We start from the raw sequence: 24834 nt of genomic DNA on the forward strand, positions 1-24834 counted from the left end.
ACCGTTCCGATGAAACGACAGGTGCGAACAGGGATTCTGGCCCACGGCTCATCGGCAAGGGCTGACGTCGTATGCCGCCGTCACCAGGACGGATTGGTCGGAACAGCGGAGAGGACCCGGAGGAGCCGGGACTCAGCAGCCGAGTCCGAGTCCTTCTCGTCCAGCGGCACTTCTTGGACTACCCGTTCGGCGGCGCTTCCGCTCTCCCACGCTTTCACTACGTCCTCGGAGTCCTGGCTGCTCCGTTGGCCCACGGCGAGCACCTCACCGATTCCGCTCTCGGCCAAGCGAACGAGTTCGCGAATCACGTCGTAGTCGACATCCATCCCGTGGGTGGACTTGAAGTCAACTGTCAGCAGCCCCGCACTCGGTACCAGCAATCGGCCGAGGGTGGTGGACCGTATGTCTGCCGAGAGATCGGCCCCGTTCGCCCGGAACCGGAAGCGACTCACCCGGTCAACGCCTCGCGCCCAGTCATCAAAGGTGGTCTTGCTGTCTACTGGTGCGACCACCCAGCGGCGATGACCGTCGAAGGTGCGTAGCAGAATCCGTAGCCCTGTGGCGAAGTCCTGCTCGGATAGGCCGGCCCGACGTCGCTCGTATACGACGGCGAGGTCGGCGAGCCGTACGACGAACGTGACCGTCCGGCTGCGGATCACCGCCTCGTGTTGGAAATCCTCGACACTCGGGTCGTATCGATCCGTCTCTTCCTGAGTTTCCCATCCCAAGCGAGCCACGATGCGATCGTTGCTGGCTCGCACGCCGCCAATGCGCCAGATTCGGGTTCGTGCAAGGTGTCGGCGGCCGGCGACCAGGATGTCACGAACCGATTCAGGCGGGCTGGGAAAGAGAAGGAGAGGGTCTGGTGGGATGACCCGCGCTCTGGCGAGCCTGACTCCATGCATCGACGGTAATGGAATTGAGTGGCTGGTCGCTCAAAGTCACTGGCAGATCACAGATTGACGTGGCGGCTGTCCTCCGCTTGAAGGACCTCGCCTTGGCGGCCGTGGTGCCGCCAGTTCAGTGCCACCCTCCCAGAACGTCTCGCGATGGCGACACTCGCCGCCCGCCTTGCCGACCCCACCCGCGCCGAGCCGAGCAGATCCTCGCCGAGCCGTCCCGGTTCGTCGCGGTGCTCTGAGCACCACGCCGCACCCGGCATCGCGACTGCGCTAACCCCATGAGAAACAGAACCTTCCGTATTATCGCTACGAGCACGACTCGCGCGTGGAGTGCGGCTTACCTTCGACGCCATGAGAGCCGCATCAGGGGAGGAAACGGGCGTGGTTGTCAGACTGGCGGACATGGCAGGGCTCATCGATCCGGGGATCGCCGTTCCGGTGGTCGTGGTGCTGGCCGTCGGGTTCCTCGGCTGGGTGATCGTGAGTGACGGCCGGACGGTTCGGTTGGAACGGCTGATTCGTGCCTTCCGGGACGGGCGCAAGGAGGCGGACGATGACGCTTGATCATGCGGTCGGCGGTGCCGGCGAACGGCGTCTGATGACCAGGCTGGAGATCGCCCAGGCTGCCGGTGTGCACGGGGCGGCGGTGAACAACTGGATGCGGCGGCACCCGGACTTTCCCGAGCCTGTCAGTACCGTGCCCGCCGACCTCTTCGCCGCCGAAGACGTCGCCGAGTGGCTCGACAATCGCAAGATCCAGCGCGACGAACGGCGAGACGGCGAGACGGCCGGGACCACCTACGGCCAGCGCTTTCGTCTCACCGTCGGCCTGGCCGACGTCCGCTCCGACGAAAAGGTGGCACCCGACATGGTCGCCGAGGCCATCAAAGCCGACCTGTGGAAGAACCTGGAGCCTGGCTTCACGCAGAGCCAGGACCGCAGCATGTTCCAGGAAATGATCATGGCGCTGGTCTGCGTCCAAGCGATCGCCCCTAAAGAATGGACCCGCATCGCGGCCACCCGCAGTCCAGACGTCTTCGCCCATGTGTGGTCCGCCCTGCCGACAGCCGACGGCATGCGGCCCGAACTGCTGGACAGGATCGTCCGAGACGGGTGGTGGCAGGCTCGCTTCCGTACCGGCGTCGAGGTTTTGAAACGCTGGGTCCAGCCCGATACGGGTGCGTCACAGGAGAGGGTCGGCCGCCGGTTGACGGCGGCCGCGGCTTTCGACTATCTGCTTGATCGATTCGCACAAGCCCGCAAGTCCAGCGACGACGAGTACCTCACCCCGCACGGCGTGGCCCACCTCATGGTCCGGCTCGCCGATCCAGGACCAAAAGACCGGGTGTACAACCCGTGCTGCGGCTCCGGTGAGATCGTCGCCGCCATGCTGGACCATCGACGCGACAACGGAGCAGACCTGCCACGGGGCCACCAGGTCAGCGGCCATGCCCTGGCCTCCCGGGCGTGGCGCCTGGCTGTCATGAACACCGCCGTCCACGGCTGCCCACTCGACCTCGGCGGGCCACCGCCCGATGATCTGAAGATCGTCGACGTCAGGGGCGGCCCCTACGACGTCGTCCTGGCCAACCCCCCGTTCACTATGCCCGACTGGCGGTCCGCAACGGGGATCGCAACTGACGGCTGGCCGTACGGTGAGCCATCCCGCCACAACGCTAACTTCGCCTGGCTGCAACTGATCGCGACCGCGCTGGCACCGGCAGGCCGCGCCGTCGTGGTGATGCCCAGCAACACCACCTCGGTCACCACCAGCAAGAGCCGGCAGATCCGCGCCGAGATGGTGGAACAGGGCGTGGTCCGTTGCATCATCGAACTCCCGAAACAGATGTTCCGGGAGACGGCCAGCCCGCTCACCCTCTGGCTCCTCGGCCGCCCGGTACAGCGCCCGGACCGCGAGGTGCTACTCATCGACGCGAAGAAGGCCACCGATCCGGCGGGAAAGACCCACCGGATCCTGACCGACGCCGGTAGCCGGCACATCGTCGGCCTCTACCGCGCATGGTCCGAGGCCAGTGGCGGCCGGGTTCAGGCGACCGGCGACATCACCGCGGTCTCCGTCAGCCTCGAACGTCTCCGCGAGCACGACCACGACCTCACACCGTCGACCTATCTTCGTCCTCCGGCCCCGGACGTGACGAGCCGGTCGCCGAGCCTCACCACGCTCCGTGCCGAACTCCGCCGACTCGACGACGCGGCCGATGCCGCCGACTATGCCCTTGACCGCCTCCTCGATCGGTTGCAGCCATGGAACGCCTGATCAGTCCCACCCCCGACAACTGGACGCACCGTCGCCTCGACGATCTCTGCCGCATCAACGGCGGCGCCAGCGGCTCCGACCTCAACGCCGGTGACCACGACGCTGACGGCATTGCGGTCATCAACACCATCGACATCAACGATGGCCGGGTGTCCGACACCCCGAGAACCAGGATCAGCCTGGAGGCGGCGCGGAGGCTGAGCCGATACCAACTCGCCGTCGGCGACATTCTGCTGCCCAGGCTCAGCGAGAGGATCAATCACGTCATCATCGGGGAACGCGAAGCCGGGATGCTCATGGGCGGATCCACGATCCGGATTCAGGTCACCGAAACCGCGAGAACGGTTCTGCTGCCGTACTACCTCCACTGCTACCTGATGCATCCCGCGGTCCTGGAGTTCCTCGGCCAGCAGGTCAAACAGGGAATTCAGCCCAGCCTGACCCAGGGCAGCCTCAAAAACCTACCCGTCTCCCTGCCTCCGATGTACATCCAGCAGGAGATCGCCGAGGTGGCGCGGGCGTTCCGGAACAAGATCGAAGCCCACGAAAGAGTCGTCGGACTGACCCGAGAGCTGTGCAAACAGGTGGTCCCGCAGATGGTCGCGAACGAGATGACGCAGCTGCGGGCGTAGCCCGGGGATTGTTCACGACGATGATCACGTTGTATGGGGGCCGGTCGTCGCGGTCGACCCGGATGATCCAGCGTCAGAAGGGCGATTTCGGGCACGATCAAGGGCTGCGTGAGGCTGGACCTACTGCTGCTTCAGGCGGGCGATCTCCGCTTCGAGGTCGGCAACGCGTTTCTCCAGCTGTACGCGGGTCGGTCGGGGAGCGACCGGTGTGTCCGCTCCTGATCTGCCCTTGACGGGAGTCGGTGGTACCAGCCAGCCCACTCGCTGGAAGGCGACGATGGGTTGTTCGTACTGGCATGTCCAACACGTCGTCATCGGGTCCGGATCGAGGTGGCCCTGCTCGATCTGGCGGATCGCGTGCGCGTACTCGGCTACGCCGAGATGCTCTTTGATCTGTTCCATCCGAGCCTTGCGTCGGGCGACCTCGTCGGGATCGTTCGGTTCCGTCTGCCGATGGCCGTCCGCTGGCTTCCAATCCAGCGGCGTGATCTGGTGGTCGAGGTGTCCGCATTCCAGCTTCACGGTCCAGTAGCCGACTGTCTCAGGGTCTCGCCGAAGGCGCTCGTCGCCTTCGAGATCCAGCGTCGACCGCGTGAGATAGCGACTGACCGCCTGGTACGGCGTTTCGGGGCTCCGGTGAGTGGTACAGATGTAAGCACCTTTACGCAGCGGGCTGCCGCCCCACGACCATGTCATGTCCGTCGGTGGCCGGTCATCGCCAAACGTCAGGATCTCCACGATGTCGCCGCAGCCCAGTTGCATCCGCCACCGGAACATCAGCTCCGCGTCCGGGAAAGAGGACCGCATCAACGCCCGGTCTTCTCCCTTCCCGGCTGCCAGGGCCTCGGCGCGGCGTTCGTTGTACTCGCGTAGGACCACAGCGACTGGCCGGGCTCGGCCGGGCAGCCGCCGCTCCGACTCGTGGCGCTCGTAGTTCGTACCTTCGCGCCGCGCCTTTCGTACCAGTTCCTCTGCACTGCCCTGAAGGATCTGCGAGATCCGGCGGATCTGGTCGGGGCTCATCGGAGATGGCGGGCAGCATCGTCCGCAATGGCTGACCGCGCTGCCCGCCATACTCCATCGCCCGGCGTGGCAGTAGGGGTGCCGCTCCTTGAAGGCTTGCTCCGCAGCGGTGCGGGCGGCCTGCTCCTCGGCGGTCAGATACATCGTGCCTTTGCCGCTCCACGAGGGCGCCTCACCGATCGAGACGAGTTCCTCGCCGCAGCCAGGACACGGTTCGCCGGCCATCATCTGTTCGTGTGTCAGCCGGTCCCACTCCGTATAGGTGGGCGCGGACCATGCTTCGCACTGGAGATACTTCGTGACGTCGTTGGCGACCATTCGATGGAGTTCGCCGTACTTGCGGCACTCCGTGCAGTACGGGGTTCCGTCGTCTGCCTTGGCCGGCAGCTTGCGCAACGCGGCCTTGGTGATCAGCGTCCGTTCGGTCACCGCCAGCGGCCTTCCCGTGCGACATCGATGATTCAGGCTATTCACCGGTCGCGAGCTATCGACATCCCACGAACGAGTGGTCGCGGCGATTCGAGACGAGCCTCTCGATCTTGCTGGTGTTCCACGGAGTCCGCGTCTCAGCGTTCCCACGGATGCTGAACCGCTACCCCTCGGGCAGAGATCGATCATGGTTTTCCGCCTGTCGCGAGCAACTTCGCCGGGCGCATCGACCCACCGATCACCTGGCTCGCGGGGTGCGTGAGCTGGTCAAACGTCCCAGTAGGGGCTTGCCGGAAACGGTCGTGGTGTGGTTCGCATGGTGCAACGTCCGGCCCACGGAACCTGCCTGGGAGCGACCCCCAGACCCCGCGTCACGGTGGTCGCCCCAGGCGGTATCGCCTCCCGGCTGTTCAAGCGGGAACACAATACGTCCGTGGCCGGCCTCCCTGTATGCCTTTGTCGTTTCTGGAACCCGGACCGGTGCAAACCGCGAGCGAGTCGGCTCAGCCTCAACTCTCCTCGGGTCAAAAGGCGGAAACGGTCTCGTACCCGCTCGATTCCGGCGCATAGGGCGAACGCGAGATGCGCCGTGCTAATACATTCCGGCGATCAGATGCTTGACGATGTCCGACCGGTCCGGTCGCCGGGGAGCGGCGCGGGAGAGGGCCTTCCGCTTGAGTCCCCATGCGACACTCGGGGCCGGAGGTGCCCGACATGTTTGGTCGCAGGCGCAAGCGTGAAACGCCGCCCGAGCCCCACTTCTCCGTCACTCCGATGCCCTCCCGGACCGCCGCGCGGCAGGCGGCGTCGAGTGGGGACCCGGTCGAGATGAACCGGCTCGGCAACCGCCTCAAACTCGACGGCAAGATCGATGAGGCGGTCGAGTGGTATCGCAAGGCCGCCGAGGCGGGTAACAGCGACGCCGCCGCCAACCTCGCGACCTGCCTGATGTCGCAGGGCCGCAACAGGGAGGCCGCGCAGTGGTTCCGGCGCGCCGGTGGGCCGCTGGGTGAGGCGTTCGCTCAGCGGTTGGAGAACGAGCCGGACGGCCCCGCGGCCCGTTGAGCGGCATCCCCGACCCGTGGGGGTCACCGCTTTACAACACGCTGGTCGCCACCTGCGCAGAGGCCGAGAGGCTGCATACCGCGTACGAGCGGACCGGTCGCCTCTCCGACCTGGAGTCGGCCGTCGCGCTCTTCAGCGCGGTCCTCGACTACGCGCACAACGTCGATGTGCGCAGCACCGCGGTGAACGGGCTCGGCACGGCGATGTGGTCACGGTACGAGCGGTCCGGTGATCCCGGTGACCTGGACACCGCGATCCGGCTGTTCCGTGAGGCGCTCGCGATGTACCCGGACGAGCACACGCCGGCCATTCCGTCGTTCCACGCGAACCTGGCCGGGGTGCTGCGCTTGCGGTGGCGCCGCACCGGCGACCAGGCCGACCTGGGCGCGTCGGTCGCGGAGGCGCGTGCCGCCGTGGCGACCACCTCGGCCGGCGACCCGCGGCGCGCATGGCGGCTGAACAACGTGGCCGACGGCCTGCTCGCGCTGTCGTTGCAGCACGACGACTCGTCCGCGCTCGTGGAGGCCGTCGACCTCTTTCGCGAGGCCGTGCAGACGGCCCGGCCCGGTGATGAGCTGGCCGGCATGCGGTCCAACCTGGCCGAGGCGCTGAGGCTGCGCTATCGATCCACCGGCGGCCGCGACCGTGCCCTGCTGGACGAGGCGGTCGAGCAGGGCCGTGCCGCGCTGGCGGCGGCGCCGAAGCACCCGTTGCGGCCGCGGTTCCAGGCCAACCTGGCTCTGGTGCTGCTCGACCGGTTCGCCGCGCGGCACCGGCCGGGCGATCTGTCCGAAGCCGCCGGCCTGGCGCAGAAGGCGGTCGACGCCACCCCGCCGGGGCACCCCAACCGCACCGAACGGCTGATCACCTTGAGCGGGGCCCGGCGGTTGGAGACGATCCGCGGACGGCCACGGCGGCGCATGGTCGAGCTCGCACAGGAGGCGGTGGCCGCCACTCCGGACGGGCATCATCTGCGCTCCGACGCGCTGCTCAACCTGGGCTGGGCGCTGGCGTTCCAGGCCGCGTCCGGTGACGTCGCCGCCGGCAACCGGGCGCGGGAGGTGTTCCGGCAGCTGGCGAACGACCCCGCCGTCCAGGTACGGGTCCGGGTGTCAGCGGCCTGGCAGTGGGCGAACACCGCGCTGAGCCGCGACGACCTGGCCGAGGCGCGGATCGGGTTCGACCTGGCGGTGACGTTGCTTCCGCGTACCGCGCCGCGCCGCGTGACCCACGCCGACCGGGAGCGGCAGCTCGCCTCGTTCTCCGGCCTGGCCCGGGATGCCGCGGCGTGCGCCGTGCAGGCGGGGGACCCGGTCGACGCGCTGCGCCTGCTGGAACACGGCAGGGGAGTGCTGCTGAGCCACGCGCTCGATATTCGTACGGAGCTGACCGGTCTGCGCCCGGAGCTGGCCGAGCGGTTCGTGGTGTTGCGCACCGCACTGGACCGGCCGGAGGGCGCGGCGTTCAGCACGAGAGCCGGGGCCGGCCCGGAACTGCCCGGCGAGGACCGCCACGCCCTCGCCACCGAGTGGGAGGCGCTGATCCACGAGATCCGGGAGCAGCCGGGTTTCGCCCGCTTCCTACGCCCCCCGCCGATCGACGACCTGATCGCCGCGACCACCGTTCACCGTCCTGTCGTCGTGCTGAACATCAGCGGCCTGCGCTGCGACGCCCTGCTGATCGACGGCCGCATCCGGGTGCTGCCGCTGCGGCTGACGCTCGACGAGGCGACACAGCGGGCTCTGCGGTTCCGGGCGGCGGTCGCCGAACGGGTGGACGAGACCCTGGAATGGCTTCGGACCGAGGTGACCGGCCCGGTCCTGGACGCTCTGGACCTGCCGCCGGGCAGCCGGCTGTGGTGGGTGCCGACCGGCCCGCTCACCACGCTCCCGCTGCACGCCGCCGCCGGCGACCGGGTGGTGTCGTCCTATGCGCCGACGGTCCGCAGCCTGGTCACCGCGTGGCGCACGCCGCCGGCCGGCCCGGTGTCCGACCCGCTGGTCGTCAGCATGCCCACCACGCCCGGCCTGCCCCCGCTGCCCAGCGTGGCGGCGGAGACCGCGACACTGCCGGCCGGTCGCGTCCTGACCGGCGAGGACGCGGTGCGCCGGGCGGTGCTGGACGCGCTGCCGCACCACTCGTGGGCGCACTTCGCCTGTCACGCGGTCAGCGCCGCGGACGGCTCGGCCGACGGTCACCTCGTCCTCCAGGATCAGCTCACCGTCTCCGACATCGCCCGGCTGCGCCTGCACGACGCGGCCATCGCCTACCTCTCCGCCTGCGACACCGGCGTCCCGCGGGAGAACCTCGACGACGAGGCGCTGCACGTGGCCGGTGCGTTCCACATCGCCGGTTTCCGGCACGTGATCGGCACCCTCTGGTCCATCAAGGACCATCTGGCGGCCGAGGTGGCGGCCGGTTTCTACGCCCGGCTGGACACCGCCGAGGACGCGGCCACCGCCCTGCACGAGACCGTGCGCGAACTACGGGCGGTGCACGGGCCCGGGGCGTGGGCGCCGTACATCCACTTCGGTCCATGACACCATGGTCGACGTGACTGACGGACCCGACGGCACCGACCGCGGCGCCACCGAGCTCATCCTCGGCGCCCTGGCCGGCTCTGCACTGCTGCCCTTCCTCCAGGCCGTGGCGACCAGGGCGGGCGAGGACGCCTACCAGGCGATCCGTGACCGGCTCCCCTGGCGCAGCCGGCGTGGGGCGCGAGCCGAGCTGAAGGAGGCGGGCGTCGTGAGCCTCGCCGCCCGTGACGCCCGGGTGGTGCTGCAACTGCCGGAACGGGTCACCCCGGTGATGGCGGCCCGGCTGGAGAACGTACGGCTGCCGGTCGACCGTACCGGCTGGGCGGTGGTGAGCTGGGACGAGGTGCAGTCCCGCTGGGTGGTGGAGCTGGTGGCCGAGCCCCCGCCGTCGGCGACCCCGGTCGAGCCGTGACTCCCGGTCCGACCCGGGTTTCAGCGGCATCGGGCGGCCGGGTCACACCCTGCAGAGACTGGCCCTGGTCGCCTCGACGATCGCCTTCGCGGTCGTCTCGTCGACCTTGAACCGGGTTGCGGCGTTCCCGGCCACCTGGGCGTCCGTCTTGTCCTGCCGGATGTCCAGGCAGATGCTCCGGCCGTGACTGAGAACGCCGTCGATCTCGGCCAGCCGTGCGTCCACCCCGGCCAGCGCCCTCAGATACCCCTCCTCCGGCCCCTCGGAGAAACGCAGACCAGGCTGCAGGAACTCCGCTCCGCGCGGTGCCTCGGACGTCGATGCCGCCGTCGCCGGCGTCGCCGGGTTGCTGCCGGCACAGCCCGCCAGCGCGCTGATCGCCACCGCCGCACCGGCCACCCAGACCCGCATCGCTCGCATTGCCGCTCCCGTCCTCAGTGGAGTGATTCCAGGAACACGGTACGGCGTCGGTGGCCTACGGTGATGCGATGATCATGAAGGCGTACGACATCGTGGTCGGCGGTGACGGTGCGACACCGCCGCCCGGCCGGCCGGCGCTGCTCCCGGCCGGATGGGCGGGGCCCCAGGGTCCTGCGATCGACCCGGTGACCTGGCCCCGGTCGCCGCGCACCGGTCAGCCGATGCACCACCGATTCACCCTGTGGCTTCCGCTGGAGTACCGGCGCCGCGGCGAGGACCTGGTCGCCGTGTCGGTGTTCCAGTGGTGCGACGCCCTCTACTGGCGCGGGCCGGCGAGTCCCGGCACGGCCGTGCCAGCGCATCCGCATCTGCAACTGGCCGACGACGGTGTCGACCAGGTCTTCGCCCTGCTGTGGCTCACGGAGGCCGAGTATTCCGGACCGCGAACCGCCCGTCCGGTTCCCGCCGCACCGCCGGTGGACGGCGAACAGGACCCGGACGGTGTGCCGCCGAGGTACGCGCCGTTGGGCGCGGTGTGGCTGGCCGAACGTGACGATCCCCAGGCCGGCGTGGCCCCCGCGGACTCCGATGACGACGACGATGACGATGACGACGACGAGCGGTACGAAACGTTCGGTATGGAACACCTGGGCGGCACCGTCATGAGCCCGAACGGTCCGCGGGACGGCCTGTCACCCTGGTACCTCGAGGTCAACCGGCTCGGTGGGGTGAACCACGGCGGCGACCGGGACATCGCCTTCGACCTGGCGTCGGCGCTGATGCTGGGCGGAATGTCGAGCCACATCCGGTAGGGACGCCGAGCGCGGCACCGGTCCCGGACACCTGAACCCACCTCGCCGCGGTGTACGACGCGACGTCCGGCCGCTCGGCGAGGTGACCCCGTGGGGAAGGGACGCGGTGCCGGCGGTTCGCTCAGCCGATCCGGGTTTGACCCGCGACGGCCCGGGCATCAGCTGAGCAGAGTCCTCATGCCGGCCGGACTCCCGCGGCCGCTGATCCCTTTCGGTCTCTGGAGTCCTCATCAGTACGCACCTGACCAGCGCCGAACTGCATGCCGCGCTCGCCGCACCGGCGCCGGCCGACGGGTTCGTCAGCCGGCGGGTGGACGCGGCGGGCCTCGACCTGCATGTCAGGCAACGGGTCGCCACCGACCGGACGACACCGTGCGTCCTCCTCCACGGGCTCGCGGTCTCCCACCGCTACCTGATGCCCACCGCCCGCCACCTCGACGGCCGCTCGGTGTTCGTACCCGACCTGCCCGGTTTCGGGTTGTCCGGCCGCCTCCGGACCGTCGTCGACGTCGGCGGGCACGCCGCGACGATCGCCGCACTCCTCGACCGCCTCGGAACCGGCCCCGCCGCACTGGTGGGCCACTCGTTCGGCTGCCAGGTCGCCGTCGAACTGGCGACGCGCCGTCCCGACCTGGTGACATCGCTCGTGCTGGTCGGGCCGACCACCGACCCGGCCGCCGCGACATCCGCCGCGCAGTTGCGCCGGCTGGCCCGTGACCTGCTGCACGACGACTGGCGGCAGACGCCGATCCTGGCCGCGGACATCCGCGACGCCGGACCGCGGCGCATCCTGCGGACGCTGCGTCACGCGGTCACCGACCGGATCGACGCGAAGCTGCCCACGATCCGCGTGCCGGTCCTGCTGGTCCGGGGCGGCCTCGATCCGATCACACCGGCCGCCTGGCTCGAACGGGCGGCCTCGATCACGCCGTACGCACGGACGCTGACCATCGACGGTGCCGCACACAACGCCGCCACGACCGCCGGCCCCCGGCTCGCGGCGGCGATCCACGCCCACCTCGGCGCCGGGCACCCGGCCTGACGCCGTCTCCGGTCGTCTATCCGTCAGGTCGCCCGGCATGGTCGACCCGCACGGTTCCCGTCGATAGCGTGAACCGGTGAACGATGTCGATGCTGCGGAGGAATGGCTCGATTCGTGGGTGTCCCAGGTGGACACCCGAGCACGACAGGCCGTCGAGTTGTCCCGGCGGGTGGCCGCGCTGACCGGATCCGCGGACGGGCGCGACGGGGCGATCCGGGTGCGGGTCGGCTCGGCCGGGCAGGTGGAGACGCTGGAACTGGACGATCGCGTACACGAGCTCTCCGGTCCGGAACTGGCCCGCGAGATCCTGGCGGTGATCCGGGGGGCGCAGTCCGTGCTGTCAGCGGAGGTAGCCGACCAGGTACAGGCGACGGTCGGTGCCGACAGCGAAGCCGGACGGGCGGTGATCGACTCGTTCGAGACCAGGTTTCCGGCGCCGGACGCGCGATGAGCACCGGCATGCGGTTCCCGGCCGAGGCGGTACGCCGGCACGCCGACACGGTTGACGGGACCGTTGAGCAGATGGCTCTGGCCAGGTCGGCGGTGCGCGAGGTGAGCATGGACCGGCAGGCGTACGGTGAGCTCTGCCAGTTCCTGCCCGGCCTGCTGGATCCGCTGTTCAACGGGGCCGTCGACGTCGTGAACGGTGCGGTCGACGCCCTGTCGGAGACGGCGCACAGGTTGCGTGCCACCGCCGCGACGATCGAGGAGACCGACGCGGACAGCGCTCGCCGGATCACCGGAGCGCAGCCGTGACGGGCAACCCGCTGGTGGCTCAGGCGCACGGTTCCACCACCTGGTCGACCGGTCTGGGCCTGGTGGAGGACGCCCACCAGATCAGCGACGGCATCCGGAACAACAGCTGGGTCGACGCCACCCTCGGCGGGGTGGGCGGCAGCCTGAACGCGGTGGCGGTGGCGGTGGACCCGCTCGGCTCGCTCTTCGCCTGGGGCGTCGGCTGGCTGATGGAACACGTCCAGCCCCTCCGGGACGTCCTCGACCGGTTGGCCGGCAGACCGGACGAGATCGCCGCCCACGCAGCGACCTGGCGCAACGTCGCGGCCGCGGCCGCGGAGGCCCGGCAGGGGTACGCGACTGCGGTACGCACCCAGACCGCCGGCTGGCTCGGCGCCTCCGGTGACGCCTACCGAGCCCACGCCGGCGAGCAACTAGCCGCGGTCGACGGGATCGCCACGGTCACGAGTGCGATCTCGTACGCGGTCGAGGGCGCCGGCCTGCTGGTCGGCCTGGTCCGGGAGATCGTGCGGGACCTGATCGCCCAGTTCGTCGCCACCCTGGCCGTGCGGTTGCCGCAGTGGCTGGCCGCGGAGGGCATCACGCTGGGCCTCGCCACGCCGGTGGTCGCCGGTCAGGTCGCCACCCTGGTCTCCCAGTGGGCCCACCGGATCCAGCACTTCATCCGGGCCCTGCTCAACAGCCTGCGACACCTCAACGGCAGACTCGCCGACCTCGCCGACCTCCTCACCCGCCTGAAGCAGCTGCTCGGTCACCTCACCCGACCCGCCCCGACGGCGGCGCAGCCCGGCCGCAGCGAGGCCGGCTCCGGTGAGGTGATGGAGGACGGCCTGTTGCGGGAGGGCGACGGTATCGTCCGCAACGGCCAGAGGATCCTGATGAGCAGGGAGAACGTGCTCGCGGTAGCGGCGAAGTTCGGCATCGACATGGATGGTGTCCGACTGTCTTTGGACAAGATCCGCCGCGGGGCCGGCCCCGGCCGGGAGTTCTACGGGGTGACGATGCCCGACGGCGAGATCAAGCTCGCCCGGGACGCATTCATGAGCGAGGAACAGCTGGCCAGGACTCTGGCTCATGAGCGATTCCACCTCGACGAGTTACGCCGCGGGATGGAGTTCCCCTGGAAGGAAGCGGACCGCGCAGCCTATGAGGTCCGTGCCTACGCCTATGAGGAACAGTGGTGGCAATCCAGGAAGCACTTACTCGACCCGGAGTAGATCTGACGATGCGCGAGATGACGGAGTCCAACCGCCGGTGGGAGGCGTGGTTCGATGCCTTCACGAAGATTCGGGAGGCCTGGCCGGCCCGGCTCGACGTGCTGTGCCCGGAAGGTGACCAGGGACGGATGCGCATTACGTACACCGGCAGCCCGGAGACCAGGATCGGTTTCGCGACGATGTGGTGCGACGTGGGCCACCACGGCATCTTCCTGCCGCGGGTCGGTATTCCCGCAGGCGCCGAGATGCTTTCCTTCGACGCGACGCCGGAGGAGAGAGCCGCGGTTATTCCGGACATCAGTCTGATTCCGACCGATCCATACACCCCGGACGACGACGAGTGAGATAGCGGGCCGACCGGCGGCCGCCTGTCCGGATCCCTCTATATATCGGTGAACGTCGAACGTTTGGGGGAGATCCGGTCCACATCGGGGCCGCTAGTGTCTGGCCCGTGACGCGGAGCACGCATCAGTTGACCACCCACGTACGGGCCACCGTCGCGGTCGCCGCGCTCGGTGCTGTCTGGTGTGTGGGTTTTCTGACCGTCGGTGCCGGGAGTGAAGCGATCGCCTACGTCTTCGTGCCGATAGGTGGTGCCGTCGCCGCCGTGTCGGTCCGGCATCTGACGGGGGCCGCGGACCCGGTGGCCCGGCGGTTCTGGCGTGCCGTGCTGGTCGCCGTCGTCCTGATCACCGTCGGGTACACCTGGCTGGCCGTGGACATGCTGGCCCACGCCGACCAGGCCCGGACCCGGAGCATGCCGGCACCCGCCGCGGCCTGTACGGCCCGCGGGTTCCTGGTCGCCTTCGGGGCGCTCGCCCGGGTGCCGGTCGTCGCGGCCGGTGGTGCCGAGCGGTGGCGGATGGCCCTGGACCGGATGATCGTCTTCCTCGGCTGTGCGGCCGTGCTCTGGTATGTCGGTCTGGCGCCGATGCTGTCCGCCCGCGAACCGTGGAGCCGGCAGGCGATGCTGCTGGTCGGCCTCGGTCTGCTGGTCGCGGTCGGCGCGGCGACGAAGGTGTCGTACATCGGCGGCGGCCCGGTCGACGGGCCGGCGATGCGGCTGGTCGCGGCCGGCGGTGGTGTCCCGGCCGGGGCGGTGTCCGTGCTCGCGGTGCAGTTCGGCTACATCGCCAGTGTCCCGGCGCAGGCGGTGGTGATGCCGCTGGCCCCGGTGCTGGTCACGCTCGGTGTCGCGGCGCAGATCCGGGCCGATGCGGGGCGGCGCCGCGACCCGGTCCGGCACGGGGCGCTTCTGCCGTACCTCGCCATGATCCTGGTCGATGTGCCGTTGATCGCGGTCGCCCTCGGCGCACCGCTGCGCTGGCCGGTCCGGGTGGTCCTGATCGCCGCGGTCCTGGTGACCGCGCTGGTGATGGTCCGGCAGTACCTCGCCTACCGGGAGAACGCCCGGCTGCTGCACATCGCGCGGAGGCAGGAGGACCGCCTGCAGTACGAGGTCAGCCACGACGGTCTGACCGGTCTGGCCAACCGGGCGCTGTTCCGTGACCGGCTCACCGCCGCGCTCGCCGCGCCCGGCCCGGCGGTGGTGCTGCTGATCGACCTGGACGACTTCAAGACCGTCAACGACCTGCTCGGGCACGGCACCGGCGACAGCCTCCTGGTCTCGGTGGCGGGCCTGTTGCGGGCCGAGACGGGAGACGACGATCTGGCGGTACGGGTGGGCGGCGACGAATTCGCGGTGCTCATGACCGGGGCGGCCGCCGTACCCGAGGAACTGGCCCGGCGGCTGCTGGGTGCTCTCGCCCGCCCGATCAGCGAGCACCGGCTGCTGGTGCAGGCGAGCATCGGCATCGCCGTGGCCTCGCCCGGTGCGACCGTCGACTCGGTGCTGCGCGACGCCGACGTCGCCGTGTTCACCGCCAAGCAGCGCGGCAAGGCCGGGTTCGTGCGCTATGTGGACGGGATGGGGGAGCCGGTCCTGGCGCACATGCAACTCGGTGCCGAGTTGCGGCGGGCCCTGGACGACGACGAGTTCCGGGTGGTCTACCAGCCGATCGTGCGCCTGGACTGCAACCGGGTGATCGGGGTGGAGGCGCTGGTCCGCTGGCACCATCCGGGCCGCGGGATGGTCAGTCCGGCCGAGTTCATCCCGGCCGCCGAACGTACCGGCCTGATCGTGCCGCTGGGCCGGTTCGTGTTGCGGGAGACGTGCCGGCAGGCGGTCGCCTGGCTCGCCGAGTTCGGGCCGGACGGGCTCCAGGAGGCCGGCCTCAACGTCTCCGCCCGGCAGCTGCACGATCCCGACTTCGTGTCCGACGTGGCCGCCGCGCTGGCCGACAGCGGCCTGCCCTGTGAACGGCTGGTCCTGGAGGTCACCGAATCGGCGGTGCTCCGCGGCCCGCAGGTGTCCCGGACCCTGCACGAACTCGACCGGATGGGTATCCGCCTCGCCCTGGACGACTTCGGCACCGGGGAGTCGTCGCTGAGTCTGCTGCGTGCCTTCCCCGCCGCCATCGTCAAGCTGGACAAGTCGTTCGTAGACGGGATCGAGATCGACGACGGCCGGCCGGCCGCCGCCGACGCCCGGCAGGCGGTGGCCCGTGCCGTGATCCAGCTCGCGCACGCGCTCGGCCTGGACACCGTCGCCGAGGGGATCGAGAGTCCCGAGCAGGTGGCCGCCCTCCTCGATCTCGGTTACACCGTCGGCCAGGGCTTCTACCTCGGTCATCCGATGGCCGCCGAGGGAGTGTCCCGCCTGCTGGCCCATCAGCGGGGCCGGCCGTCGCCGTCCGCCGAGCGGACCAGAGAGATCAGCCGGGCCGTCCGGCCGCCCGCCAGAGGGTGAGCACACGATCGATGTCGGCGCGGATCCGCGCGCGGGCCTCGTCCCGGGGGACCCCGGACATCAGCAGGTCGTCATAGGTGGTGTCCTCGTGCCGGATCGAGGCGACGACGGCGCGGGTCACCGCTTCCGGGTCGAGGGCCCGGCCGGCGGCGCTGCGGCCGACCCGGCCGCTGCCGCGGATGCTGGTGTGGCGGCTGATCTCGTCGGCCCGGTCCGGTGGGCAGCCGGGGAACAGGTCGGCGATCTGCTCGGCCAGCCTCTGCTGGAACGTCTCGTCGGCGGCCTCGCGGCGCACCCGGTCCCGTTCGCGGCGGCGGGCCCGGGCCTCCTCGTCGGACAGGCACTGCTGCTCGGCCTGTTCGACGGCGGCCCGCTCGACCAGCAGGCCCCGGCGTTCGTGCCGGCGGCGGGAGCGGCTGAACCGGACCACGACGGCGGACAGGCGGGTGGCCTGCCGGGCGCGGCGGGTCAGGGCCGCGTCGCCGGCCGGCAGGAACACCAGATGGTCCAGATCGGCGCAGGTCAGGCAGACCGGTCCGGCATCCTCCATGATCAGCATGCCGTCGTCGGTCAGGCCGCATCCGGCGCAGGTGAAGGCTTTGGCCGGCTGCACGACGACCAGGTCCGGGGGTCTGCTCTGCCGGGTGGTCAGCCGGTCCCGCTGGCTGTCGGTGAGGTCGGCGGCCATCCAGTGTGTCCGGTAGGCGGCCTCCCGCTCCGGCTCGCCGGCGGCGGTGAACCGCAGTGGCCGCCGGTCGCGGGTGGCGGCCACGTAGTCGATCTCGCTGGGCCGCAGGTCACGACTGTCCACCCAGCGCCGGAAGATCTCCAGCGCGTCGGCGAGCCGGTCGGCGGAGACCGCGGCGATCGACTCCAGGTGCGGGGCGCGGCCCTGCCGCCAGTCGGTGACCCGGCCGGGCGGCAGCCAGCCCATCCCGGCCAGCACGTCGACCGGGCCGACCTGCCGCTGCCGGGTCAGGGCCTCCTCGGCGGCGGCGACCACCCGCCGCTCCAGTCTGGTGGCGACCTGCATGGCCGGATGCTACCGGCCCAGGTTCCGGACGGCCGTCATGAGCAGGCGCCAGAAGGCGTCCACGTCCAGATCGACCGCGACGTCCGCGTTCGGCGGCCGCCCGGTGCGGTGGTGCAGGTCCACGACGGTCGCGCCGCGGGTGTACGCCCCCGCCAGCTCGACGTCGACCGGAGCGGCGACGGTCCGGACGATCGACGGGTCGAGGATCCGGGCCACGGCGATCGGATCGTGCACCGGTGGATGGGGGAACCCGAACACCCGCTGATAGGTCGCCGCGAAGAACGTCATAAGCTCCGCGCAGACGCCGCCGAGCCGGGTGCCCAGCCCACGGAACTCGGCGATGATCTCCGTGGTGGCCAGCGCCTGATGGGTGACGTTCAGCCCGATCATCGTGGCCGGCACCCCGGACCGGAGCACGATGTCGGCCGCCTCCGGGTCGGTGACGATGTTGAACTCGCCGTACGGTGTGGTGTTGCCCCGCTCGGTCGAGCCGCCCATGAAGACGATCCGGCGGATTCCCGGCAGCACCTCGGGGTGGCGGCGCAGCAGCAGGGCCACGTTGGTCAGCGGCCCGGTGGCGACCACGGTGACCGGCCCGGCGGCGCCGGTGATCAGCCGCCGCATCAGCTCGACCGCGTGCACGGCGGCCGGCTCGGCGACCGGCACGTCCAGGTCGGGACCGTCGAGACCGGAGACGCCGTGGATGTCCTCGGCCACGGTCAGGTCACCGACGAGGGGCCGGTCGCACCCGGCGGCGACCGGGACGTCGACGGCGCCGGCGAGGGCGAGGACACGCAACGCGTTCCGGGTCGTCTTCTCGAGTGTCTGGTTGCCGGCGACGGTGGTGACGCCGAGCAGCCGGGCCCGCGGGTCGCCCACGGCCAGCAGCAGCGCCAGCGCGTCGTCGTGCCCCGGATCGCAGTCGATGATCATCGGATCGGTCCGGGTGGTCCCGGGTGGCAGGTCCGCGGCGTGCTGGGCGATCGGTACGGCTCGCACTGTTCGGACGACTCCTCTGCGGAACGGCGGTGGCTGGGGTGGCGCGGTGACGTCATGGAGCGCACCACCAGCCTCGCACGCACCCCGGGCATGGGCGCCGGACGACACCGATCCCGGTGACCGCAGAGACGGGCTGCATCGAGGCGATCGCCGACAGGCGGGGCCTCACCTCCGACGAACTGGACTGAGCAGGACCCGCAGCAGGCGGCCCGGGGTCAGCAGGTGGGCGGGCCCGGCCAGCATGTTGGAGACCCGCAGGAACGCGGCGCCCAGATCCGGATCGTGGGCGGCCGCCGCCCGGTACCGCCGCAGGTAGGCGTCGAGCGGCCGGTCCACGGCCCGCCGTGGGCCGGCCACCTGCGGGAACCGGAGATCGGTGGCGGTCGCCATCGACCAGGGGACGTCCATCGTGCGGGCGGCACCGGCGAACCAGCGGCCGGTGCCGGCGGTCCGGGACAGCGCCAGTGCCTGTAGAGCGGCGACCGTGATCCCCTGACCGTAGATCGGATTGAAACTGCACACCGCGTCACCGACGGCGACCAGGCCCTCGGGGAGGCGGGGCATCCGCTCGTAGTGGCGGCGCACACTGGCCGGGACACGCATCCGGACCGGATCGTCGAGCGGCTCCGCCGTACGCAGGAAGTCCCTGATCTCCGGTCCCGGCAGGGACTCGGCGAACGCCATCACCCCGGCGTCGTCGGCCGGCGGTGCCTCGCCCAGGATCCCGCCGAGGAACAGGACCACCCGATCGCCCTCCTGCCGGATCGTCACGCCGGTACGCGGCATACCCGGGTACGGCGCGTTGATCACGGCGAACCCGATACGGCCCGGCTCGTACCGGTAGTGCCGGGTCGTGTAGACCACGCCGGTGCGCACGGTGCTGACCGGCACCTCGCCGTACCCCAGTTCCCGCAACCAGAACGGCAGCCGGCTCGCCCGGCCCCCGGCATCGACGACCAGACCGGCCCCGATCGTGCCGTCCGAGGTCCGGACCCCGCGGATCCGCCCGTCGTGCAGCAGCCCGGTCACCTCGGCCGCGTCGATGATCGTCACGTTCGGCAGCGCCCGCACCCGCTCCCGGATCAGGTGCTCCAGCAGAGGCCGGGTCACCCCGTAGACCGGCATCGACGACGGGGCCCGGCGCATCGGATGCCCGTCCAGATACCAGTGGCAGTCGGCGTGCAGGTCACCGGCCGGCACCCCGGCCCCGAGCATCTCCGCCACGAACCCGGGGAACAGCTCGTCGAGCGCCATGCTGCCCCGGGCGAGCAGGGCGTGCGCCTGCCGGCTCTGCGGTACCCCGCGCCGGGCCGCCGCCCCCGCCGGCAGCCGGTCCCTCTCCAGTACGGTGACCTGCTCGAACGCTCCACTGAGGGCCCGTGCCGCAAGTAACCCGCCGACACTGGCCCCGATGATCACCGCATGTGTCACACCCCGGATGATTCCGGCCCGCGCCCCGGCCTGCCGCCGATTCGGCGCCCGTCAGGCTCCCGGCTGACCCGCACCTGTCGGATCCCCTGCTCAGGGCTGCTCGGCTTGATGGCTCTCGATAGCATTCCTGGTTCCACAGCTTCGGAAGAGGGGGGACCGTGGCGCGTCTCCAGCAGGGATTACGCAAGGCGGCCAATGCGATCGCGGAGGGGGCCGATCCACGGGCGGTGGCCGTGGAGGAGGCCCGCCGGCTCGGGAAGGCCGCGGCGTCGGGGCAGCTGGACCTGGGGGTCGATCCGGTCGACTTCCCGGCGGCACGGGATCTCGGCGGCAGCGTCGACACCGTCATGGAACAGCGGATGGTTCCGCTGGACGAGGCGGGGGAGGTGCTCAACCGCAGCGAGCTGCGTCGGCAGGACGGCGAGCAGGTGCACGTCATCTGCCCGATGGTGATCCCGCGTGGGCGTTCGCTGGTGACGATGCTGCCGGTGCTGCTGCTCCCGGTGATCGGGGTGGCGGCGGCCGCGGCGATCGGGGTGGCCGGCGGTGACGTCCTGACGAACCCGTATTTCGGCGTGCACTACTGGGTGCTGTCGCTGCTGGCGGTGGGCTTCGTCTGGTGGCGGCAGGGCATGGTGATGGTGCCGGACGGCTGCGCCGCGCTGATCACCCGGTTCGGCAAGCTGGAGCAGGTGGTCGGCCCGGGGCGGATCATTCTGCTGAACCCGTGGAAGCGGGTGTCGTACATCCTGAACACCACCCGGGAGTACCCGTTCAACGCACCGGTCCGGGAGGCGCCGACGAAGGGCGGGGTGAAGGCGTCGATCGACCTGTTCATCCAGTTCCGGATCAGTGACCCGGTGGAGTTCGTCTACACCCTCGGCGCGGTCCGCGGGTTCGAGGAGAAACTCGGCAACGCGGTGAGCGAGACGATCCGCAGCCTGATCTACGAACAGTCGGCGGCGGACATCTACAACATGGTCGGTGAGGAGACCGGCCGGCTGCTGGACCAGCTGAACCAGCAGTTCCGCCCGGCGGTGGAGCTGACGAACGCGAACATCACGCACGCCGAGCCGTCCGACCGCAAGTACCGGATGGACCTGGCCGCGCCGGAGATGGTGCGGGTCGCGAAGGACGCCTACACCCACGAGTACGCGTTGCAGCTGCGCAAGGAGCAGGACGAGGGCGACCTGATCAAGGAGCTCGCCAGCCTCCAGGAGACGCTGTCGGCGATCCAGGCGGACATCGCGCAGTATCAGGCCCAGATGGACACCGCCCTGGAACGGGAGACCAACCGGGCCGAGGCGACCGCCCGGCAGCGCTACGTCCTGGCCGAGTCGGAGGCCAAGGCCAACGCGGCGCTGTTGGAAGCCCAGGCCCTGGACATCCGCGCGGTGACCGTGGCGGAGGCCCCGGAGATCCTGGAGTACCGCTACCAGCGGGAGGTCCTCGACCGGCTGGAGGAGGTGGCCGGGCACCTGCCGCAGCTGGTCCGGATCGGCGGCTCCGCCGACCCGAACGGTGCGGTCGGCATCGACCTGCTCCAGTTGGCCCGGGAGATGGTCGGCGAGCGCGGCAACGAACTGTTCACCGCGGCCGACATGGCGGACATGCGTACCCGGCTGACCGAGGTGGCGCAGCGCATCGCCGACCGGGAGCAGGAGATCAACGCGTTGCGCGACGCCGACGAGCCGGTCGTTGTGGCGGTTGCGGTGGAAGAGCAGGAGGACCAGGCATGAGTACGGCTACCAAGGGCCGCAGCTCCACCATCAGCGAGGTGGTGGCGCCGTGGAGCGACGTGGCGCGGCTGCTGCGCGGTGGCGAGGCCGGCACTCTGGTCCCGGTCGTCATCCCGAAGCACCGCCGCCGGCTCGGCTGGCTCGCCCCGCTCTGGCTCGGCCTGCTGGCCCTGCTCTCCGGGGTGATGTTCTCGATCCGCGGTGACGGTGGCGTGTTCGCCGTCCTGGCGTACCTCTCCGGTGCGTTCTTCCTGCTGGTCGGCGCGCTGTGGTGGTGGCGCAGCTCGATCGTGGAGATCGAGCAGGGCACCAACGGGGTGCTGACCCGGTACGGCGCGGTCAGCCGCACCCTGGACCCGGGCCGGCACTACCTGTGGCACCCGTGGTCGCGGGTCGCGTTCGTGGTCGACGTGGCGACCGAGATCCCGTACTCCGCGCCGGTGATGGCCTGCCCGACCCGGGAGAACGTGCCGCTGCGCTCGATCGAGTTCTTCCTGAAGCTGCGGATCACCGACGCCGTCCTGTTCGTCCGCACGATCGGAGCCGGCAACTTCGACCTGGTGCTGTCCAGTGCCGTGCAGGACGCCATCCGGCAGCGGGCCCGTCTGGTGCAGACCGAGCGGGCCTACGATCTGCGCGGCTCGGATGTGGCCGACATGCAGGATCTGCTGAACCGGCAGCTCGACCGGTACGGCGTGCGGATCACCGGCTGCAACATCCCGGACGTCCAGTTGCCCGCCCAGTACCAGCAGCATCTGGCCACCCGGGAGCGGGTGGCGAAGGAGAGCGCCGCCTACGAGCAGGAGTGGGGACTGACCCGCAAGCGCCGGATCGACCAGTTGCAGATGGACATCGAGCGGGCCAAGAAGGTCCGTGACGCCCGGATCGTCGAGGTGAAGGCGTCCCTGAACAAGGCCCGGGAGCAGGTCGCCCAGCTGTTGGAGGAGCAGGAGACGAACGCGCAGCGGGTCCGGTTCGAGATCGAGACCCGGGGCCGCAGTGGACTGATCGCGGCGGAGAACGAGGCGAAGGCGCAGCGCCGGCTGGCCCAGGCCTACCGGGACAACCGGGCGGTCCTGCAGTACGAGCTGGCCCTGCGCCGGCTCGAGGTGGGCGCCGAGCTGGCCGGGCAGGCACCGCAGCCGGTGGTGGTGCGCACCGACGGCGCCGGCGGCGCGGACACGTCGGCGCTGGCCACGCTGCTGGCCGCCCAGTTGCTGCCGCGTGCGGTCGCGCTGCCGCCCGCCCAGCGCCCGGCCGGCGGGGTTGGCAACGACGCGGCTTGATGCCATCGTCGACCGATGATCGACGATGCGTATCTCTGGCTGGAATCCCTCGACGAGCCCGAGGCGGCCCGATGGGTCGCGGAGCGCAACGCCGAGACGCTGAGGGCCCTGGCGGACGAGGATTTCACGCGGACGAAGGACGCGATCCGGGAGGTGCTGGACAGCAGCGACCGGATCGCGTACCCCACCTGGTGCGGTGACGGCTTCTACTACTCGTTCTGGCAGGACGCCGGGCATCCGCGGGGCCTGTGGCGGCGCACCACCGCCGAGCAGTACCGCCGGGACGACCCGGACTGGGACGTTCTGCTGGACGTCGACGCGCTGAACGAGGCCGAGGGCGAGAACTGGACGTGGAGCGACGTGACCGTGCTGCGGCCCGGTCACGACCGCTGCCTGATCAGCCTGTCGCGTGGTGGCGCGGACGCGTCGGTGGTGCGCGAGTTCGACCTGGTCCGGCGGGAGTTCGTGGCGGACGGGTTCACCCTGCCGGAGGCGAAGAGCGACGTCGACTGGATCGACGCGGATCATGTCTTCGTCGGGACCGACTTCGGGCCGGGATCGCTGACCTCGTCGGGTTATCCGCGGGTCGTGAAGCGGTGGCGGCGCGGCACCCCGCTGTCGGCGGCCGAGACGGTCTTCGAGGGACAGCCCGACGACATCCTGGTGCGGGCCTACCACGACGTGACCGAGGGCTACCGGCGTGACGTCGTCGTCCGGCACCCGACCTTCTTCACCAGCGAGCACCACGTGGCGGAGCCGGGCGGTGCCCTGCAGCGGATCGACGTGCCCGAGGACGCCGACTGCCAGGTGCACCGGGAGTGGATGCTGGTCCGGGTGCGGTCACCGTGGACGGTCGGCGGCGTCACCCATCCGGCCGGGTCGCTGCTGGTCACCCGGTTCGGCGAGCGGGACTTCACCGTGCTGTTCCGGCCGGACGAGCGCACGTCGCTCAACAGCTGGTCGTGGACCCGCAACCACCTGCTGCTGGTGACCATGACCGACGTGCGGACCGAGGCGTACGCGCTGACGCCGGGTGAGCCGGAATGGATCCGGGAGCCGCTGCCCGCGGCTGGGGAGTTCGCCCAGACGTGGATCGTCGAGACCGATCCGGATCGTGACGACGCGTACCTGATCGCCTCCGAGGGTTTCCTGCGGCCGGCGACGCTGAGCCTCGGCACGGTCGGCGGGCCGGCCGAGGTCCTCAAACGACAGCCGGCCTTCTTCGACCCCGGCGGCCTGGAGGTGCGCCAGTTCTTCGCCACGTCGGCCGACGGGACGCGGGTGCCCTATTTCGTGGTGGGCGGGGAGAAACCCGGCCCGGCACTGCTCAGCGGTTACGGCGGCTTCGAGATCGCGCTCACGCCCGGCTACGACGCGGTGATCGGGCGCGGCTGGCTGGCCCGGGGCGGCGCCTACGCGGTCGCCAACATCCGGGGCGGCGGCGAGTACGGTCCGGGCTGGCACCGGGCCGCGCTGCGGGAGAACCGGCTGCGGGCGTACGAGGACTTCGCCGCGGTCGCCGCCGACATGGTCGCGCGCGGGATCACCACCCCGGAGCAGCTCGGCATCAAGGGCGGCAGCAACGGCGGCCTGCTGATGGGTGTGATGCTGACCCGCTACCCGGAGCTGTTCGGTGCGGTGGTCGCCTCGGTGCCGCTGCTCGACATGCGCCGCTACACGCGGCTGCTGGCCGGACGGTCATGGATCGCGGAGTACGGGGACCCGGACATCGCCTCCGACTGGGAGTTCCTGCGCGAGTACTCGCCGTACCAGAACGTCCGGCCCGATCGGTCGTACCCGCCGGTGCTGTTCTCCACCTCGACCCGGGACGACCGGGTGCACCCCGGGCACGCCCGCAAGATGGTGGCCCTGATGCGTGAGCAGGGGCACGACGTCGCCTACTACGAGAACGTGGAGGGCGGTCACGCCGGTGCGGCCGACAACGATCAGGCCGCCACGCTCCGGGCGCTGATGCTCGAGTTCCTCTGGCGCAGGCTGGTTCGCTGACC

Annotated in this window: 22 protein-coding genes; 16 read left to right on the forward strand and 6 right to left on the reverse strand. The window is 70.6% G+C overall.

Features of this window, described 5'->3' with window-relative positions:
• Positions 1–80: 80 nt before the first annotated feature.
• Positions 81–761 carry a hypothetical protein gene (locus BC793_RS10545; protein ID WP_146246223.1) on the reverse strand — a complete coding sequence of 227 codons (681 nt, stop codon included), beginning with the start codon at positions 759–761 and terminating at the stop codon, positions 81–83.
• Positions 762–1304: 543 nt separating this feature from the next.
• Here BC793_RS10545 and BC793_RS49510 point away from each other — a divergent pair.
• From BC793_RS49510 to BC793_RS10565, 3 genes are read left to right on the forward strand one after another with little or no spacing between them, the layout of a single operon-like run.
• A complete protein-coding gene (locus tag BC793_RS49510) occupies positions 1305–1466 on the forward strand; it encodes a hypothetical protein (protein ID WP_158319221.1) in 162 nt (53 codons plus the stop codon).
• On the forward strand, positions 1456–3180 hold the full coding sequence (locus tag BC793_RS10560) for an N-6 DNA methylase (RefSeq protein ID WP_158319222.1): 1725 nt from the start codon (positions 1456–1458) through the stop codon (positions 3178–3180). Before BC793_RS49510 ends, BC793_RS10560 begins: the two co-directional genes overlap by 11 nt.
• Positions 3168–3812, forward strand: a complete 645-nt coding sequence (locus BC793_RS10565) for a restriction endonuclease subunit S (protein ID WP_109591772.1) — start codon at positions 3168–3170, stop codon at positions 3810–3812. The genes BC793_RS10560 and BC793_RS10565 overlap by 13 nt, the downstream gene beginning before the upstream one ends.
• A 120-nt stretch (positions 3813–3932) precedes the next feature.
• On the opposite strand, the gene BC793_RS10570 is transcribed toward BC793_RS10565, so the two are convergent.
• Positions 3933–5264: a hypothetical protein gene (locus BC793_RS10570; protein ID WP_109591774.1), complete on the reverse strand. Its 1332-nt coding sequence runs from the start codon at positions 5262–5264 to the stop codon at positions 3933–3935.
• A 774-nt stretch (positions 5265–6038) separates the two neighbouring features.
• Here BC793_RS10570 and BC793_RS10575 point away from each other — a divergent pair.
• The 3 genes from BC793_RS10575 to BC793_RS10585 are packed head-to-tail and all read left to right on the forward strand — an operon-like array spanning position 6039 to position 9281.
• Complete coding sequence (locus tag BC793_RS10575) at positions 6039–6329, forward strand: tetratricopeptide repeat protein (protein WP_203896108.1); 291 nt, start codon at positions 6039–6041, stop codon at positions 6327–6329.
• Positions 6326–8869: a CHAT domain-containing protein gene (locus tag BC793_RS10580; protein ID WP_109591778.1), complete on the forward strand. Its 2544-nt coding sequence runs from the start codon at positions 6326–6328 to the stop codon at positions 8867–8869. The genes BC793_RS10575 and BC793_RS10580 overlap by 4 nt, the downstream gene beginning before the upstream one ends.
• 13 nt (positions 8870–8882) lie before the next feature.
• Entirely contained in the window at positions 8883–9281 is a 399-nt protein-coding gene (locus BC793_RS10585; RefSeq protein ID WP_146246225.1) for a hypothetical protein, read from the forward strand.
• Between the two features lie 42 nt (positions 9282–9323).
• Here BC793_RS10585 and BC793_RS10590 read toward each other — a convergent pair whose 3' ends face one another.
• Positions 9324–9701 (reverse strand): hypothetical protein, encoded by a 378-nt coding sequence (locus BC793_RS10590; RefSeq protein ID WP_146246226.1) that lies wholly within the window; start codon positions 9699–9701, stop codon positions 9324–9326.
• A gap of 68 nt (positions 9702–9769) precedes the next feature.
• On the opposite strand from BC793_RS10590, the gene BC793_RS10595 reads away from it, so the two are divergent.
• The 7 genes from BC793_RS10595 to BC793_RS10625 all read left to right on the forward strand — a co-directional run bounded on the left by BC793_RS10595 (position 9770) and on the right by BC793_RS10625 (position 16337).
• Positions 9770–10513, forward strand: a complete 744-nt coding sequence (locus tag BC793_RS10595) for a hypothetical protein (protein ID WP_109591784.1) — start codon at positions 9770–9772, stop codon at positions 10511–10513.
• Positions 10514–10823: 310 nt separating this feature from the next.
• Positions 10824–11555, forward strand: coding sequence for an alpha/beta fold hydrolase (locus BC793_RS10600; RefSeq protein ID WP_109591786.1), 732 nt, complete (start codon positions 10824–10826; stop codon positions 11553–11555).
• A gap of 76 nt (positions 11556–11631) precedes the next feature.
• Positions 11632–12006 carry a YbaB/EbfC family nucleoid-associated protein gene (locus tag BC793_RS10605; protein ID WP_109591788.1) on the forward strand — a complete coding sequence of 125 codons (375 nt, stop codon included), beginning with the start codon at positions 11632–11634 and terminating at the stop codon, positions 12004–12006.
• A complete protein-coding gene (locus BC793_RS10610) occupies positions 12003–12311 on the forward strand; it encodes a type VII secretion target (protein ID WP_109591790.1) in 309 nt (102 codons plus the stop codon). The genes BC793_RS10605 and BC793_RS10610 overlap by 4 nt, the downstream gene beginning before the upstream one ends.
• Positions 12308–13528, forward strand: a complete 1221-nt coding sequence (locus tag BC793_RS10615; RefSeq protein WP_109591792.1) for a hypothetical protein — start codon at positions 12308–12310, stop codon at positions 13526–13528. Before BC793_RS10610 ends, BC793_RS10615 begins: the two co-directional genes overlap by 4 nt.
• A gap of 17 nt (positions 13529–13545) precedes the next feature.
• A complete protein-coding gene (locus tag BC793_RS10620) occupies positions 13546–13872 on the forward strand; it encodes a hypothetical protein (protein ID WP_146246227.1) in 327 nt (108 codons plus the stop codon).
• A 107-nt stretch (positions 13873–13979) separates the two neighbouring features.
• The gene (locus tag BC793_RS10625; RefSeq protein ID WP_239169850.1) at positions 13980–16337 is read left to right on the forward strand and encodes a putative bifunctional diguanylate cyclase/phosphodiesterase; all 2358 of its coding nucleotides are present in this window, start codon (positions 13980–13982) and stop codon (positions 16335–16337) included.
• On the opposite strand, the gene BC793_RS10630 is transcribed toward BC793_RS10625, so the two are convergent.
• From BC793_RS10630 to BC793_RS10640, 3 genes are all read right to left on the reverse strand, one after another.
• Positions 16303–17370 (reverse strand): DUF2293 domain-containing protein, encoded by a 1068-nt coding sequence (locus BC793_RS10630; protein ID WP_109591796.1) that lies wholly within the window; start codon positions 17368–17370, stop codon positions 16303–16305. The genes BC793_RS10625 and BC793_RS10630 overlap by 35 nt on opposite strands.
• A 9-nt stretch (positions 17371–17379) precedes the next feature.
• A complete protein-coding gene (locus BC793_RS10635) occupies positions 17380–18369 on the reverse strand; it encodes a nucleoside hydrolase (RefSeq protein WP_239169851.1) in 990 nt (329 codons plus the stop codon).
• Positions 18370–18534: 165 nt separating this feature from the next.
• Positions 18535–19800: an FAD-dependent oxidoreductase gene (locus BC793_RS10640; protein WP_146246228.1), complete on the reverse strand. Its 1266-nt coding sequence runs from the start codon at positions 19798–19800 to the stop codon at positions 18535–18537.
• Positions 19801–19958: 158 nt separating this feature from the next.
• On the opposite strand from BC793_RS10640, the gene BC793_RS10645 reads away from it, so the two are divergent.
• From BC793_RS10645 to BC793_RS10655, 3 genes are read left to right on the forward strand one after another with little or no spacing between them, the layout of a single operon-like run.
• Positions 19959–21539 (forward strand): SPFH domain-containing protein, encoded by a 1581-nt coding sequence (locus BC793_RS10645; protein ID WP_109591800.1) that lies wholly within the window; start codon positions 19959–19961, stop codon positions 21537–21539.
• Complete coding sequence (locus tag BC793_RS10650; protein ID WP_109591802.1) at positions 21536–22825, forward strand: SPFH domain-containing protein; 1290 nt, start codon at positions 21536–21538, stop codon at positions 22823–22825. The genes BC793_RS10645 and BC793_RS10650 overlap by 4 nt, the downstream gene beginning before the upstream one ends.
• Before the next feature lie 15 nt (positions 22826–22840).
• A complete protein-coding gene (locus tag BC793_RS10655) occupies positions 22841–24832 on the forward strand; it encodes a prolyl oligopeptidase family serine peptidase (RefSeq protein WP_109591804.1) in 1992 nt (663 codons plus the stop codon).
• Positions 24833–24834: the final 2 nt, after the last annotated feature.

The sequence above is a fragment of the Actinoplanes xinjiangensis genome (assembly GCF_003148685.1).
In the GTDB taxonomy this organism is placed as follows: Bacteria; Actinomycetota; Actinomycetes; order Mycobacteriales; family Micromonosporaceae; genus Actinoplanes; species Actinoplanes xinjiangensis.

Coding starts and splice junctions, on each gene's coding strand:
- BC793_RS49510 (WP_158319221.1), top strand. CDS start 1,305: ATGGCAGGGCTCATCGATCCGGGGATCGCCGTTCCGGTGGTCGTGGTG.
- BC793_RS10560 (WP_158319222.1), top strand. CDS start 1,456: ATGACGCTTGATCATGCGGTCGGCGGTGCCGGCGAACGGCGTCTGATG.
- BC793_RS10565 (WP_109591772.1), top strand. CDS start 3,168: ATGGAACGCCTGATCAGTCCCACCCCCGACAACTGGACGCACCGTCGC.
- BC793_RS10575 (WP_203896108.1), top strand. CDS start 6,039: ATGCCCTCCCGGACCGCCGCGCGGCAGGCGGCGTCGAGTGGGGACCCG.
- BC793_RS10590 (WP_146246226.1), bottom strand. CDS start 9,701: ATGCGAGCGATGCGGGTCTGGGTGGCCGGTGCGGCGGTGGCGATCAGC.
- BC793_RS10595 (WP_109591784.1), top strand. CDS start 9,770: ATGATCATGAAGGCGTACGACATCGTGGTCGGCGGTGACGGTGCGACA.
- BC793_RS10610 (WP_109591790.1), top strand. CDS start 12,003: ATGAGCACCGGCATGCGGTTCCCGGCCGAGGCGGTACGCCGGCACGCC.
- BC793_RS10620 (WP_146246227.1), top strand. CDS start 13,546: ATGACGGAGTCCAACCGCCGGTGGGAGGCGTGGTTCGATGCCTTCACG.
- BC793_RS10630 (WP_109591796.1), bottom strand. CDS start 17,370: ATGCAGGTCGCCACCAGACTGGAGCGGCGGGTGGTCGCCGCCGCCGAG.
- BC793_RS10650 (WP_109591802.1), top strand. CDS start 21,536: ATGAGTACGGCTACCAAGGGCCGCAGCTCCACCATCAGCGAGGTGGTG.
- BC793_RS10655 (WP_109591804.1), top strand. CDS start 22,841: ATGATCGACGATGCGTATCTCTGGCTGGAATCCCTCGACGAGCCCGAG.